Source organism: Streptomyces sp. S6 (genome assembly GCF_054880855.1).
In genome coordinates, this window is sequence record NZ_JBTYMC010000180.1 from 1 (window position 1) to 13,606 (window position 13,606).

The following is a 13,606-nucleotide window of genomic DNA, read 5'->3' on the forward strand; positions in this document are numbered from 1 at the left end:
CGGAAACCCGCCCGCCGCACCGCACCCCCCGGCCCGCCGAAACCCCGCCGCAGCACCCCTCCCCCGGCGGCCTCCCGCTACCCCACCCCCCGCCTCACCGGCCTCGGCAGCGGCTTGTTCAGCGCGACGCTCATGACGGCGCTGGGCCTGCTCGTCAACCTCCTGGTGGGGGGCTCGACGACGGTCTACGCGATCCTCTACCTGCCCGTCTGCCTGCTGACGGCCCTCTGGACCCGCCGCGGCGACCTGCTCTCCGCGCCGGTCGTCCTCCCGATCGCCTTCGCCGTCGGGATCCTGTTCGTGGCGGACGGCGGGGGCGGGTTCGGGGGGACGCTGATGGGGCTGGTGACGGCGCTGGCGACGCAGGCGGGGTGGCTGTACGGGGGGACGCTGGCGGCGTTGGTGACCGTCACCGTCCGCCGGGTGTGGCCGCGCCGACGCCGCTGACGGCGCTACTCGGCGGCCCGCATCGCCGCCCCCACGATCCCCGCGTTGTTCTGGAGCTGCGCCGGGACGATCTCCGCCTTGATGCCCTGGACGTACGGCAGGAACTTCTGTGCCTTGCGGCTCACCCCGCCGCCGATGATGAACAGTTCGGGCGAGAAGAGCATCTCGACGTGCGCGAGGTACTTCGTCACCCGGTGGGCCCAGTGCTCCCAGGTCAGCTCGCCGTCCTCCCTGGCCTTGCTGGAGGCGCGGGTCTCGGCGTCGTGGCCGTGGAGTTCGAGGTGGCCCAGCTCGGTGTTGGGGACGAGCACGCCGTCGGTGAAGAGGGCGCTGCCTATGCCGGTGCCGAAGGTCAGGAGGATGACCGTCCCCTTGCGGCCCTGCCCGGCGCCGAAGTTGATCTCGGCGACGCCCGCGGCGTCCGCGTCGTTCACCACGGTCACCGGGAGGCCGCCGAGGCGCTCGGAGAACAGCGCACGCGCGTCGGTGTCTATCCAGCTCTTGTCGACGTTGGCCGCCGTGCGCACCGTGGACCCGCCGGTCACCACGCCCGGGAACGTGAGGCCCACGGGGCCCGTCCAGCCGAAGTGCTCGACGACCTCCTTCACGCCGTCGGCCACCGAGTCGGGCGTCGCGGGGTGCGGCGTGAGCACTTTGCAGCGCTCCGCCGCCAGGTCCCCCTTGCCGAGGTCCACAGGGGCGCCCTTGATCCCTGATCCGCCGATGTCCACGCCGAAGATCTGCATGGCCCCACGTTACGACGGCCCACTGACAGTCACCCGCCCGAGGCCGTCGAGGCAGCTTTCAGGCCGCTTCCTCAGGCCGCTTTTTCAGGCGGCGTCCGGACCGCTCCCGCCGCGCTCGGCGACCAGCGCCGCCGCCTCGTCCCGCAGATCGCGGCGCAGTTCCTTCGGCAGCGAGAAGACGATCGACTCCTCGGCCGCCTTGACCAGCTCGACATCGCCGTACCCGCGCGCGGACAGCCACTCCAGGACCTCTTCGACGAGGACCTCGGGGACGGACGCGCCGGACGTCACGCCGACCGTGGTCACGCCCTCCAGCCACGCCTCCTCGATCTCGCTCGCGAAGTCCACGAGGTACGACTCGCGCGAGCCGGCGAGCTTGGCGACCTCCACGAGCCGCTTGGAGTTGGAGGAGTTGCGGGAGCCGACGACGATCACCAGCTCCGCCTCGGCGCCCATCTGCTTGACCGCGAGCTGCCGGTTCTGCGTCGCGTAGCAGATGTCGTCACTCGGCGGGGAGATGAGGCCCGGGAACTTCGTCTTGAGGGCGTCGACGGTCTCCATCGTCTCGTCGACCGACAGCGTCGTCTGGGAGAGCCAGACGACCTTCGACTCGTCGCGGACGGTGATCTTCTCGACGTCCTTGGGGCCGTCGACGAGCTGGATGTGGTCCGGGGCCTCACCGGAGGTCCCGATGACCTCCTCGTGGCCCTCGTGCCCGATCAGGAGGATGTCGTAGTCCTCGTTCGCGAACCGGACGGCCTCCTTGTGGACCTTCGTCACCAGGGGGCAGGTCGCGTCGATCGTGGCGAGGTTCCCGCGCGCGGCCTCCTCGTGGACGACGGGGGCGACGCCGTGCGCCGAGAACATCACGATGTTCCCGGGAGGCACCTCCTCCGTGCGCTCGACGAAGATCGCGCCCTTGTTCTCCAGGGTCTGGACGACGTACTTGTTGTGGACGATCTCGTGCCGGACGTAGATCGGGGCCCCGTACTGTTCGAGGGCCTTCTCGACGGCGATCACGGCGCGGTCCACACCCGCGCAGTAGCCCCGGGGGGCGGCGAGCAGGACACGGCGGCGCGGCGAAGCGGTCATGCGTCCCATCGTACGGGTGCGTCCGGGGGGCCGAAGATCCTCCGGACGGCGAGACTGTCGGCACGCGTACGTGTACGTGTACGCGTGCGTGGACAGTGGCAGCGGAGGCACCTGATGGCCGATGAACACTCGTCCGGTCTGCGCCGCACCCTCGGCTTCCGTGACCTCGTCGTCTACGGGCTGCTGTTCATCGCCCCCATGGCGCCGGTCGGGGTGTACGGGACGCTCGACGCGAAGTCGCACGGCGCGGTCGCTCTCGTGTACGTCGTCGCGACGGCCGCCATGGCGTTCACCGCGTTCAGTTACGCCCAGATGGTGCGGGTGGCCCCGCAGGCGGGCTCGGTGTTCGCCTACGCGCGCGTGGGGCTCGGGAAAGGGGCCGGGTTCGTCGCCGGGTGGATGGCGGCGCTGGACTACGTCCTGATCCCGGCCGTCGCCTACCTGTTCTCCGGGATCGCGATGAACTCGCTGGTCCCGGAGGTGTCCCGGTGGGTGTGGACGGCCCTCGCGGTCGTCGTGACGACGCTCCTGAACCTCTGGGGCGTGCGCGCGGCGGCCCGTGCGGGGTTCCTGGTGCTGGCCATGGAGATCGTCGTCCTGCTGGTGTTCGTCGTGTCGGCTGTCGTCGTCCTCGCGCGGGACGGTGCCGAGCGGGGGTGGCTGTCGCCGTTCACGGGGGACGGCTCGCAGGGGTTCGCGGTGTCGGCCGTCCTGGGGGCGGTGTCGGTGGCGGTGCTGTCGTACCTCGGGTTCGACGCGGTCGCCTCGTTCGCGGAGGAGGTCACGGGCGGCTCCTCCCGGGTCGCCCGCGCGCTGCTGTTCTGCCTCGCCCTCGCCGGCGTCCTCTTCATCGCCCAGACGTACCTGATCGCCCTCCTGGAGCCCCTCTCCTCGGCCCGGCTCGCCGCGGAGCCCGCCCGGCAGGGTTCGGCCTTCTACGACGCCGTGGAGGCGTCCGTCGGGGGGTGGCTGCACGATCTCGTCGCCGTCGGCAAGGCGGTCGGGGCGGCGTTCGCGGCGCTGGCGGGGCAGGCTGCCGCCGGGCGCCTGCTGTTCGCGATGTCGAGGGACGGGCGCCTCCCGCGCGGGCTGTCGAGAACGTCGTCCGGCGTGCCCAGGGTCGCGCTCCTGTGCTCGGCCGGTGTCACGCTGGTCGCCGCCGTCTGGGCCGCCCGGCGTGACGACGGGATGGATCATCTCGTCTCCGTCGTGGACGTCGGGGCGCTGACGGCGTTCACGCTGCTGCACGCGAGTGTGATCGGGTGGTTCGTGGTGCGGCGCGCGGGTGGGGAGGTGAGGTGGTGGCGGCATGCCGTGGTGCCCGCGCTGGGGGTGGTGATCACGGTCGCGGTGATCGTGGAGGCGTCGGGGACGGCGCTGGCGGTGGGGGCGGTGTGGCTGGCCGTGGGGTTGGGGGTGCTGGTGGGGCAGCGGGGGCGGGCCGGCTGAGCCGGCTCGGGGCCGTTGTCGGTGGTGGCCGATAGTCTCGTCCGCATGGCTGTCAACACGTCTGCGGAAGCCCCGCTGCCTGTCGGGGAGGTGTCGCGGCTCATCGGGAGTTGGATCGACCGGCTGGGGGCGGTGTGGGTCGAGGGGCAGATCACGCAGTTGTCGCGCAGGCCGGGGGCGGGCGTCGTCTTTCTGACGCTGCGGGACCCGGCGCATGACATCTCCGTGGGGGTGACGTGTTTCCGGCAGGTCTTCGACGCGGTCGCCGATGTCGTCGGGGAGGGCGCCCGGGTCGTCGTCCACGCGAAGCCCGAGTGGTACGCGCCGCGCGGGCAGTTGTCTCTGCGGGCCGTGGAGATCCGGCCCGTGGGGGTCGGGGAACTGCTGGTGCGGCTGGAGCAGTTGAAGAAGGCGCTGGCGAGCGAGGGGCTGTTCGCGGCGGAGCGCAAGAAGCGGCTGCCGTTCCTGCCGCAGTTGATCGGGCTGGTGTGCGGGCGCGCGTCGGCGGCGGAGCGGGATGTCCTGGAGAACGCCCGGCACCGGTGGCCGGCCGTCCGCTTCGAGGTGCGGAACGTCGCGGTGCAGGGGGTGCACGCGGTGACGCAGGTCGTCCAGGCCGTGAAGGAGCTGGACGCGATGGAGGAGGTGGACGTGATCGTCGTCGCGCGCGGGGGCGGCAGCGTCGAGGATCTTCTGCCGTTCTCGGACGAACAGCTCGTGCGGACGGTCGCGGCGTGCCGTACGCCGGTCGTCTCGGCGATCGGCCACGAGCCGGACAACCCGCTGCTCGACCATGTCGCGGACCTGCGCGCCTCGACGCCGACGGACGCCGCGAAGAGGGTCGTCCCGGACGTCGGGGAGGAGCTGGAGCGCGTGCGGATGCTGCGGGGCCGGGCCCGGCGTTGTGTGGAGGGGTTCGTGGACCGGGAGGAGCGGGGGCTGGCGCACGCGCTCGCGCGGCCGGCGATACAGGATCCGCACCGGATGGTGGCCGAGCGGGAGGACCACGTCGCGTCCCTCCTGGAGCGCTCGCGCCGCACGCTGGGCCATCAGCTGGACCGCGCGGAATCGGAGCTGGCGCACACGCACGCGCGCGTGGTGGCGCTCTCCCCCGCCGCGACGCTGAAGCGGGGGTACGCGGTGCTGCAACGGTCCGACGGCCACGTGGTCCGCGATCCGGACGAGGTCGCGGCGGACGAGACACTGCGCGCCCGGGTCGCCCAGGGTGAGCTGACGGTACGGGTTCAGGAGCGGGGAGCACAGGAATGACGGAGATGACCGGTACGCGGGACGAGACCCTCGGTTACGAGCAGGCGAGGGACGAGCTGATCGACGTGGTGCGCCGCCTGGAGGCGGGCGGGACGACGCTGGAGGAGTCGCTCGCGCTGTGGGAGCGCGGGGAGGAGCTGGCGAAGGTGTGCCGGCGGTGGCTGGAGGGGGCGCGGGCGCGGTTGGACGCGGCGCTGGCGGAGGGGGACGAGGAGGAGGGGGAGTGAGCTGGAGCACTCAAGGTTGACTGAGGCAAGGTTTGGTTGAACGTTGAACTTCAATGGCGTACCGTCGTGCACGTCAACCGGTCCGGCGTCCCGGATCGGGACGTGCACCTAAGGAAAGCCACGCATGTCTCTCGTTCTCGACCCCACCGCCCAGGACCTGCTGTTCCGCGAGGCCCACACCGCGAACGCCTTCACGGACGAGCCGGTGACCGACGAGCAGATCCAGGCGATCTACGACCTGGTCAAGTTCGGCCCCACGGCGTTCAACCAGACGCCCCTGCGCATCACCCTCGTCCGCTCCCCCGAGGCCCGCGAGCGCCTCGTGCAGCACATGGCCGAGGGCAACCAGGCCAAGACGTCGACCGCCCCGCTGGTCGCGATCCTCTCCGCGGACAACGAGTTCCACGAGGAGCTGCCGGCCCTGTTCCCGGCGTTCCCCCAGGCCAAGGACCTCTTCTTCGCCGAGCGCCCGGCCCGTGAGGGTTCCGCCACGGTCAACGCCGCCCTCCAGGCCGCGTACTTCATCATCGGCATCCGCGCCGCCGGCCTCGCCGCCGGCCCGATGACCGGCCTCGACTTCGAGGGCGTCCGCAAGGAGTTCCTCGACGAGGACCACACCCCCCTGATGGTCATCAACATCGGCAAGCCGGGCGAGGGCGCCTCCTACCCGCGCTCCCCGCGTCTCGCGTACGACGACGTCGTCACGACCGTCTGACGGACGCCGCACAAAGCAGGGGCACCCAGCATCTGGGTGCCCCTGCTTCACGTTTCCCGGTCAGGAAACCGGGAAGCCGACGTCAGCCCAGCCCAGGCCCCCGCACCGGAATCGTCGTGAACGTCGGCGACGGGGCGGGATCCTGGAAGAAGTCGTTGCCCTTGTCGTCGACGACGATGAAGGCGGGGAAGTCCTCGACCTCGATCTTCCAGACGGCCTCCATGCCGAGTTCCTCGTACTCGACGACCTCGACCTTCTTGATGCAGTCCTGGGCGAGGCGGGCGGCGGGGCCGCCGATGGAGCCGAGGTAGAAGCCGCCGTGGGTGTCGCAGGCGTTGGTGACCTGCTGGGAGCGGTTGCCCTTGGCGAGCATGACCTTGGAGCCGCCGGCTGCCTGGAACTGTTCGACGTAGCTGTCCATGCGGCCGGCTGTCGTGGGGCCGAAGGAGCCTGAGGCGTAGCCCTCGGGGGTTTTGGCCGGGCCGGCGTAGTACACCGGGTGGTCCTTCAGGTACTGCGGCATGTCCTCGCCCGCGTCGAGCCGCTCCTTGATCTTCGCGTGGGCGATGTCGCGGGCGACGACGAGGGGACCGGTGAGGGAGAGGCGGGTCTTCACCGGGTACTTCGTCAGCTCGGCGAGGATCGTGTCCATGGGCTGGTTGAGGTCGATCCGGACGACGTCCTCCCCGGAGTCGAGGTGCTCGTCCGTCGTCTCCGGCAGGAACCTCGCCGGGTCCGTCTCCAACTGCTCCAGGAACACGCCCTCGGCGGTGATCTTCGCGACGGCCTGGCGGTCGGCGGAGCAGGAGACGGCGATGGCGACGGGGCAGGACGCGCCGTGCCTCGGGAGGCGGATGACACGGACGTCGTGGCAGAAGTACTTGCCGCCGAACTGCGCGCCGATCCCGATCTTCTGCGTCAGCTCGAAGACCTTCTCCTCCAGCTCCTTGTCCCGGAAGCCGTGCCCGAGCGCGGAGCCCTCGGTGGGGGCCTCGTCGAGGTAGTGCGCGGAGGCGTACTTCGCGGTCTTCAGGGCGTATTCGGCGGACGTCCCGCCGACGACGATCGCGAGGTGGTACGGCGGGCAGGCGGCCGTGCCGAGCGAACGGATCTTCTCCTCCAGGAACTTCATCATGGAGGCTTCGTTCAGGACGGCCTTGGTCTCCTGGTACAGGAAGGACTTGTTGGCGGAGCCGCCGCCCTTGGCCATGAAGAGGAACTTGTAGGCGCCGCCGTCGGTGGCGTACAGCTCGATCTGCGCGGGGAGGTTGGAGCCGGTGTTCTTCTCCTCCCACATGGTGATCGGAGCCATCTGCGAGTAGCGCAGGTTCAGGTTCAGGTAGGCGTCGTAGATGCCGTGCGAGAGGGCCTTCTCGTCCTCGCCCTGCGTCAGTACGTTCTGTCCGCGCTTGCCCATGACGATCGCCGTGCCGGTGTCCTGGCACATCGGCAGGACGCCCGCCGCCGCGATGTTCGCGTTCTTCAGCAGGTCGAGGGCGACGAACTTGTCGTTGGAGGACGCCTCCGGGTCGTCGACGATCCGGCGCAGCTGCGCGAGGTGCGCGGGGCGCAGGTAGTGCTGGATGTCGTGGACAGCCTCCGCCGCGAGCGTGCGCAGCGCCTCGGGCTCGACCTTGAGGAACGTCCGCCCGTCCGGCCCCTCGACGGTGGAGACGCCTTCGGAGGTCACCAGGCGGTAGGGCGTGGTGTCCTCTCCCAGAGGGAGCAGATCGGTGTACGCGAACTCAGGCATCGAGCCCATTCCTCACTTGACGGGTCAGCGGCCGGCCTCCATTGGCAAGCGTTCTCCAGACTAGAACCTGCCACTGACAACGCCTTGGTGAGGCAAGGCTTAGTTCGATGACACTGAAAACACAGGAGGGGTGTCGCGATCTATCGTGTGTGGGTACGCTGCTGTCGTGGACCTTCAGAAGCAGACCGACCTGCGCGCCTCGGACGCCGACCGCGACCGCGTCGCCGACATCCTGCGGGACGCCCTGGCAGAGGGCCGTCTCACGGCTGACGAGCACGCCGAGCGCGTCGAGGGCGTGCTCGCCGCGAAGACGGTCGGCGAGCTGGAGGTGTTCGTCAAGGACCTCCCCGTCGCCCACCCGACGCGGACGACGGCCCCGCCCCGCCCGGCGGAGACGGCGCTCCCGGCCGACCCGGACGAGAACATCGTCGCCGTCTTCAGCAGTGCCACCCGGCGCGGGCGCTGGCGCGCGGGGCGGCGGATCCATGCGTACGCGGTGTTCGGGAGCGTCGAGATCGACCTCAGTGAGGCGCTCTTCGAGTACCAGCAGGTCGTCATCAAGGCGTACGCGGTGTTCGGGAGTGTGGAGGTCCGGGTCCCGGAGAACGTGTCGCTGCGGGGTACCGGCGGCGGTGTCCTCGGCAGCTTCGAGGTGAGCACGCTCGACTCGGGCGATCCGAACGCGCCGGTGGTGTATCTGGACGGCTGGGCGGTACTCGGCAGCGTCGAGGGCCGGCCCCGGCGCGGGCGTCTCGTCGCGGACATTCTCGATCGGGTTCAGCGCAAGGTGGATCGCAGTCTGCACAAGCATTTGGACCGTTGACGCCCGCTGAGGAAAGCGGAGACCAGGGTTCAGAACTCAGTGCATAGGTACACGCACAGCGGGTAGGGCTTGCTGCATCGCCTCTCGCAATCGTCTCTCGCTCGCGAAGCCGTCGTCAGGAGTAGACCGTGCTGCAACCGCCGCATTCGTCCCTGGTAGCTGCCGTTCCGGCACAGCGGGTGCCAGTGCGGGACCAAGACGCCCCTTGGCACACCGAGGCGGTGTGCCGTCGCGACGAGGCGGGACTGTTCTTCGCCCCCTCGAAGGAGCCCACCGCGGCTCGTCTCTCCCGCGAGGAGGCCGCCAAACGCGTCTGCGCCCGTTGTCCGGTCATGGTCCAGTGCCGCGAGCACGCGCTTCTTCAGCCCGAGCCGTACGGGGTCTGGGGCGGTCTGACGGCGGCCGAGCGCCGCGTCGTCCTCGCGCGCAGGCGCCGCAGGGAGCTGGAGCTGAAGAAGGCGGCGCGGACGGGCGACAGGGTTGCGCAGGCCGGCTGAAGCCGTAGCGACAGCGCCCCGAAGCAGCGCCCTCACACACAGAGGGCGCTGCACCCCCTAGCTGCAACCCCTGTAACAACCCCTACTTCGCCCGGTCGAAGTCCACCGCGCTGTACGCCCGCAGCTTCCGCAGCCGGTGCTCCGAGTCGATCCGGCGTACCGTCCCCGACTTGGACCGCATGACGATCGAGTCGGTGGTCGCGGTCTCCGACCGGTACCGCACCCCGCGCAGCAGCTCCCCGTCCGTGATCCCGGTGGCGACGAAGAACACGTTCTCGCCCTGGACGAGGTCCTCGGTCGTCAGCACCCGGTCCAGATCGTGCCCGGCGTCCAGCGCGCGCTGCCGCTCCGCGTCGTCCTTGGGCCACAGCTTGCCCTGGATGACACCCCCGAGGCATTTCACGGCGCAGGCGGAGATGATCCCCTCGGGCGTCCCGCCGACCCCGAGGAGCAGGTCGACCCCGGTGCCCTCGCGTAGCGCGAGGATCGATCCGGCGACGTCCCCGTCGGTGATCAGCTTGATCCGGGCGCCCGCCTCCCGGACCTCCTTGATGATCCCGGCGTGCCGGGGCCGGTCGAGGATGACGACGGTGACGTCCTCCGGGTTGCCCCGCTTCGCCTTGGCGACGCGCCGGATGTTGACCTCGACGGGTGCGTCGATGTCGACGAACTCGGCCGCCTCGGGTCCGGTGACCAGCTTGTCCATGTAGAAGACGGCGGAGGGGTCGAACATCGCGCCCCGCTCGGTCGCGGCGAGCACGGCGATCGCGTTCGGCATGCCCTTCGCGGTGAGGGTCGTCCCGTCGATGGGGTCGACGGCGATGTCGACCTCGGGTCCGGTCCCGTCGCCGACGCGCTCCCCGTTGAACAGCATCGGCGCCTCGTCCTTCTCGCCCTCCCCGATGACGACGACGCCGTTCATGGAGACGGTCGACACGAGCGTCCGCATCGCGCGCACGGCCGCACCGTCGGCGCCGTTCTTGTCGCCCTTGCCGACCCAGCGGCCGGCGGCCATCGCGGCGGCTTCGGTGACCCGGACGAGTTCGAGGGCGAGGTTGCGGTCGGGCGCCTCGGAGGGGACATCGAGTTCGGACGGCAAGTGATGGTGCTCGGACACGGGGCGCACCTTTCTGACCGATACGACGACGGCCGGGGCGGGGAGTCTGACTCCTGACTCTAACTCCAGTACGAAAAAATGAGCAGGGGGCCCCACGGATGAGCGCGGAGGGCACCTGCGACGATGGAGGGCGTGGCAGGTTCGAACGGCAAGCAGAAGTCGGCCCGGGACATGATCCTCTCCCTGGGCCTCATCGTGTTGGCGGCGATGGTCATCTACCTCTTCATCCCGCACGACGACAAGGAGCCCGACCTCAAGCGCGTCGACTACACGGTGGAGCTGGCGACGGCCCGCCGCGCCGCGTCGTACCCCCTCCTCGCGCCCGTGGGTCTCCCGGACACCTGGAAGGCGACCTCGGTGCGCTTCCGGGGCGACGACGCCGACGCCTGGCACCTCGGCTTCAGCGCGCCCGACGGGCAGTACGTCCAGGTCGAGCAGTCCGCGTCGAAGAAGCGCGACCAGTTCGTGGACGACGCGACGCAGGGCTCGAAGGCGACGAAGGTCACCGACGAGATCGGCGGCGCGCGGTGGACCCGCTGGAGCGGCGGCCGGTACGACGCGCTCGTGCTGAACGGCGCGGACGGCTCCACCACGGTCGTCGCCGGCACGGCCTCCTTCGACCGGCTCGCGGAGATGGCGCGGGCGCTGAAGACGTCCTGAGCGCCCCGGACGTCGCGCCGCGTGCCCGGCGCCACCGGATCGGGTGAACCGGGCCCGCCCGAGGAACAAGTGAGCGATCCCGATCGCTGTACGGGACATGAGCGACTACCGCATCGAGCACGATTCCATGGGCGAGGTCAGGGTCCCGGCACACGCGAAGTGGCGGGCGCAGACGCAGCGGGCCGTGGAGAACTTCCCGGTGTCCGGGCAGCGCATCGAGCGCGCCCACATCGAGGCGCTGGCCCGGATCAAGGGCGCGGCGGCGAAGGTGAACGCCGAGCTGAAGGTGCTGGACGCGGACGTCGCGCAGGCGATCCAGGAGGCCGCGGCGGAGGTCGCCGAGGGGAAGTGGGACGAGCACTTCCCGGTGGACGTGTTCCAGACAGGTTCGGGGACGTCGTCCAACATGAACGCGAACGAGGTCATCGCGACGCTGGCGTCCGAGCGGCTCGGGCGGGACGTGCACCCCAACGACCATGTGAACGCGTCCCAGTCGTCGAACGACGTCTTCCCCTCCTCCATCCACATCGCGGCGACCGCCGCCGTCACGCACGACCTGATCCCGGCCCTGGAGCACCTCGCGGCGGCCCTGACGCGCAAGTCCCAGGAGTTCGCGGACGTCGTCAAGTCGGGGCGCACGCACCTGATGGACGCGACCCCGGTCACGCTGGGACAGGAGTTCGGGGGGTACGCCGCACAGGTCTCGTACGGTGTCGAACGGCTGCGCGCGTCCCTGCCCCGGCTCGCCGAACTCCCCCTCGGCGGCACGGCGGTGGGGACCGGCATCAACACCCCGCCCGGGTTCTCGGGGGCCGTCATCGAGGAGGTGGCCCGCGCCACCGGACTGCCTCTGACGGAGGCCCGCGACCACTTCGAGGCGCAGGGCGCGCGGGACGGCGTGGTCGAGACGAGCGGGCAGCTGCGGACGATCGCGGTCGGCCTGACGAAGATCGCCAACGACCTGCGCTGGATGTCCTCCGGTCCGCGCACGGGCCTCGCGGAGATCTCGCTGCCCGATCTCCAGCCGGGCTCCTCGATCATGCCGGGCAAGGTCAACCCGGTGATCCCGGAAGCCGTGTTGATGGTCGCCGCGCAGGTCACGGGCAATGACGTGACGGTCGCGACGGCGGGCGCGGCCGGCAACTTCGAGCTGAACGTGATGCTCCCGGTGATCGCGAAGAACGTCCTGGAGTCGGTCCGCCTCCTGGCGAACGTCTCCCGCCTGCTGGCCGACCGCACGGTCGACGGCATCGTCGCGCACCGCGAACGCGCCCGCGAGTACGCCGAGTCGTCGCCGTCGGTGGTGACCCCGCTCAACAAGTACATCGGGTACGAGGAGGCCGCGAAGGTCGCGAAGAAGGCGCTCGCCGAGCGGAAGACGATCAGACAGGTCGTCGTCGAGGGCGGGTACGTCGAGCGCGGGGACCTGACGGTCGAACAGCTCGACGAGGCCCTGGATGTCCTGCGGATGACACATCCGTAACCAGCGGTGACGCGGATTTAAGATCGCGAGAACCCTGGCGGAAGCCACCTCACCGGATGGCTTGAGCACCTAATATCTGGTCATGAGAGACGACGGAGCGGTGAGCGGCGTGGGTGGTGGGTCGGAGGTCGTCCGCTGGGCGCCGGGCAGTCGCATCCTGTGGCGCTACCGGGAGAACGGCGGCCGGGGGATCCACATCGCCCGCCCCGTCACCGTCGTACGGGACGACGCCGACCTCCTCGCGGTCTGGCTCGCGCCGGGCACCGAGTGTGTGAAACCCCGCATGGCGGACGGCACATCGGTGCACGCGGAGCCGCTGGAGACCCGGTACACGAAGCCGCACACCGTGCAGCGCGACCGCTGGTTCGGGACCGGTGTGCTGAAGCTCGCGCGGCCCGGTGAGCCGTGGTCGGTGTGGCTGTTCTGGGAACCGGGCTGGCAGTTCAAGAACTGGTACGTCAATCTGGAGGAACCGCTGGCCCGTTGGGCGGGCGGCGTGGACTCCGAGGATCATTTCCTGGACATCTGCGTGCATCCGGACCGGAGTTGGGAATGGCTTGATGAGGACGAGTTCGCGCAGGCGCAGCGGGCCGGGCTGATGGACGCCTCGGTGGCCGAGCGGGTGCGGTCGGCGGGGTGGGCCGCGGTGGAGGTGATCCGCGCCTGGGGCCCGCCGTTCGCGGACGGCTGGGAGAACTGGCGCCCGGATCCGTCCTGGAAGGTACCGGCCCTGCCGCAGGACTGGGACCGTACCCCTGTGCACGCTTCACCATGAGACCCTTGATTCGCCCGGGGACGGCAACCGTAGGATCGTCGTCCGGAAGGGCAGTGCGGCAGTAACTCCCGGAGCAGACACCAGGTCTGACCGAACGTCACCGAGGGGCGGCAGGACGTGAGCGAGGGGTACGAGGGCAACACCGGTACGGACGGCGGCCAGTCGTCCCCCGGGACGTCGGAAACAGCCTCCGGTCACGCCGGTTTCCCGTTCCGGGCGGACGTATTCCGGGTATCGGGTTTTCTGCGGGACCGACTGCGCGTACGGCGCGCAGCCCCGGACGGACGGATTCGACACGCGTGACGGAGCACCCGACCTCCTTCGAACGCCCTCAGGGCGTCGACCCCGCGGATCCCCGCGGGGCGCTCCTGCGTTCCCCGGTGCACGCACCGGGCGCGGCACTGGAGACACCGCCCTACGAGCCGGGCGGTGACGGCAAGAGCAACCCGGGCAAGGACGGCAACGACCCCGAGCACTCCCAGCCGGAGTCCGCCGAGCAGGGCGCCCACCGCCCGCGCCCCGCGCCGGAGGGCATCCCCGCGCAGCCGGGCGG

General features: G+C 70.4%; 14 protein-coding genes and 1 pseudogene. 11 read left to right on the plus strand and 4 right to left on the minus strand.

Annotation, left to right across the window (positions count from 1 at the left end; genetic code table 11):
- Positions 1 to 447: DUF6542 domain-containing protein (locus tag ACVNF4_RS22890; protein ID WP_461804742.1), on the plus strand; the 447-nt coding region annotated here is incomplete at its 5' end.
- Between the two features lie 5 nt (positions 448 to 452).
- Here the strand turns inward: ACVNF4_RS22890 and ppgK are convergent.
- Both ppgK and ACVNF4_RS22900 read right to left on the minus strand, forming a co-directional pair.
- Positions 453 to 1,193: a polyphosphate--glucose phosphotransferase gene (ppgK, locus tag ACVNF4_RS22895; RefSeq protein ID WP_461804743.1), complete on the minus strand. Its 741-nt coding sequence runs from the start codon at positions 1,191 to 1,193 to the stop codon at positions 453 to 455.
- An 84-nt stretch (positions 1,194 to 1,277) separates the two neighbouring features.
- Entirely contained in the window at positions 1,278 to 2,294 is a 1,017-nt protein-coding gene (locus ACVNF4_RS22900; protein WP_461804744.1) for a 4-hydroxy-3-methylbut-2-enyl diphosphate reductase, read from the minus strand.
- 105 nt (positions 2,295 to 2,399) lie between these two features.
- Between ACVNF4_RS22900 and ACVNF4_RS22905 the strand changes: the two genes are divergently transcribed.
- From ACVNF4_RS22905 to ACVNF4_RS22920, 4 genes are all read left to right on the plus strand, one after another.
- Positions 2,400 to 3,734 carry an APC family permease gene (locus ACVNF4_RS22905; RefSeq protein WP_461804745.1) on the plus strand — a complete coding sequence of 445 codons (1,335 nt, stop codon included), beginning with the start codon at positions 2,400 to 2,402 and terminating at the stop codon, positions 3,732 to 3,734.
- Between the two features lie 45 nt (positions 3,735 to 3,779).
- Entirely contained in the window at positions 3,780 to 5,003 is a 1,224-nt protein-coding gene (gene xseA / locus ACVNF4_RS22910; RefSeq protein ID WP_461804746.1) for an exodeoxyribonuclease VII large subunit, read from the plus strand.
- Between the two features lie 5 nt (positions 5,004 to 5,008).
- Positions 5,009 to 5,230 carry an exodeoxyribonuclease VII small subunit gene (locus ACVNF4_RS22915; RefSeq protein WP_461804755.1) on the plus strand — a complete coding sequence of 74 codons (222 nt, stop codon included), beginning with the start codon at positions 5,009 to 5,011 and terminating at the stop codon, positions 5,228 to 5,230.
- Positions 5,231 to 5,354: 124 nt separating this feature from the next.
- Entirely contained in the window at positions 5,355 to 5,945 is a 591-nt protein-coding gene (locus ACVNF4_RS22920; protein WP_461804747.1) for a malonic semialdehyde reductase, read from the plus strand.
- Between the two features lie 82 nt (positions 5,946 to 6,027).
- On the opposite strand, the gene ACVNF4_RS22925 is transcribed toward ACVNF4_RS22920, so the two are convergent.
- Positions 6,028 to 7,698 carry a fumarate hydratase gene (locus ACVNF4_RS22925; protein WP_461804748.1) on the minus strand — a complete coding sequence of 557 codons (1,671 nt, stop codon included), beginning with the start codon at positions 7,696 to 7,698 and terminating at the stop codon, positions 6,028 to 6,030.
- Between the two features lie 166 nt (positions 7,699 to 7,864).
- Between ACVNF4_RS22925 and ACVNF4_RS22930 the strand changes: the two genes are divergently transcribed.
- Together ACVNF4_RS22930 and ACVNF4_RS22935 are read left to right on the plus strand one after the other, a co-directional pair.
- Complete coding sequence (locus ACVNF4_RS22930; RefSeq protein WP_461804749.1) at positions 7,865 to 8,521, plus strand: DUF1707 SHOCT-like domain-containing protein; 657 nt, start codon at positions 7,865 to 7,867, stop codon at positions 8,519 to 8,521.
- A gap of 128 nt (positions 8,522 to 8,649) precedes the next feature.
- Positions 8,650 to 9,018, plus strand: coding sequence for a WhiB family transcriptional regulator (locus ACVNF4_RS22935; RefSeq protein ID WP_461804750.1), 369 nt, complete (start codon positions 8,650 to 8,652; stop codon positions 9,016 to 9,018).
- Between the two features lie 82 nt (positions 9,019 to 9,100).
- On the opposite strand, the gene glpX is transcribed toward ACVNF4_RS22935, so the two are convergent.
- On the minus strand, positions 9,101 to 10,135 hold the full coding sequence (gene glpX, locus ACVNF4_RS22940) for a class II fructose-bisphosphatase (protein WP_461804751.1): 1,035 nt from the start codon (positions 10,133 to 10,135) through the stop codon (positions 9,101 to 9,103).
- A gap of 132 nt (positions 10,136 to 10,267) precedes the next feature.
- Here glpX and ACVNF4_RS22945 point away from each other — a divergent pair, with 132 nt between their 5' ends.
- The 4 genes and pseudogenes from ACVNF4_RS22945 to ACVNF4_RS22960 form a co-directional block, all read left to right on the plus strand.
- Positions 10,268 to 10,795, plus strand: a complete 528-nt coding sequence (locus ACVNF4_RS22945; RefSeq protein WP_461804752.1) for a DUF4245 domain-containing protein — start codon at positions 10,268 to 10,270, stop codon at positions 10,793 to 10,795.
- 97 nt (positions 10,796 to 10,892) lie between these two features.
- Complete coding sequence (locus ACVNF4_RS22950; RefSeq protein ID WP_461804753.1) at positions 10,893 to 12,278, plus strand: class II fumarate hydratase; 1,386 nt, start codon at positions 10,893 to 10,895, stop codon at positions 12,276 to 12,278.
- A gap of 82 nt (positions 12,279 to 12,360) precedes the next feature.
- On the plus strand, positions 12,361 to 13,053 hold the full coding sequence (fomD, locus tag ACVNF4_RS22955) for a cytidylyl-2-hydroxypropylphosphonate hydrolase (RefSeq protein ID WP_461804754.1): 693 nt from the start codon (positions 12,361 to 12,363) through the stop codon (positions 13,051 to 13,053).
- Between the two features lie 299 nt (positions 13,054 to 13,352).
- A pseudogene (locus ACVNF4_RS22960) lies at positions 13,353 to 13,606 on the plus strand (serine/threonine protein phosphatase); the annotation flags it as partial.

What these genes read in the sequence shown, in the direction of transcription:
- ppgK (WP_461804743.1), bottom strand. Translation starts at nt 1,193, where the DNA reads ATGCAGATCTTCGGCGTGGACATCGGCGGATCAGGGATCAAGGGCGCC.
- ACVNF4_RS22900 (WP_461804744.1), bottom strand. Translation starts at nt 2,294, where the DNA reads ATGGGACGCATGACCGCTTCGCCGCGCCGCCGTGTCCTGCTCGCCGCC.
- ACVNF4_RS22905 (WP_461804745.1), top strand. Translation starts at nt 2,400, where the DNA reads ATGGCCGATGAACACTCGTCCGGTCTGCGCCGCACCCTCGGCTTCCGT.
- xseA (WP_461804746.1), top strand. Translation starts at nt 3,780, where the DNA reads ATGGCTGTCAACACGTCTGCGGAAGCCCCGCTGCCTGTCGGGGAGGTG.
- ACVNF4_RS22915 (WP_461804755.1), top strand. Translation starts at nt 5,009, where the DNA reads ATGACCGGTACGCGGGACGAGACCCTCGGTTACGAGCAGGCGAGGGAC.
- ACVNF4_RS22920 (WP_461804747.1), top strand. Translation starts at nt 5,355, where the DNA reads ATGTCTCTCGTTCTCGACCCCACCGCCCAGGACCTGCTGTTCCGCGAG.
- ACVNF4_RS22925 (WP_461804748.1), bottom strand. Translation starts at nt 7,698, where the DNA reads ATGCCTGAGTTCGCGTACACCGATCTGCTCCCTCTGGGAGAGGACACC.
- ACVNF4_RS22950 (WP_461804753.1), top strand. Translation starts at nt 10,893, where the DNA reads ATGAGCGACTACCGCATCGAGCACGATTCCATGGGCGAGGTCAGGGTC.
- fomD (WP_461804754.1), top strand. Translation starts at nt 12,361, where the DNA reads ATGAGAGACGACGGAGCGGTGAGCGGCGTGGGTGGTGGGTCGGAGGTC.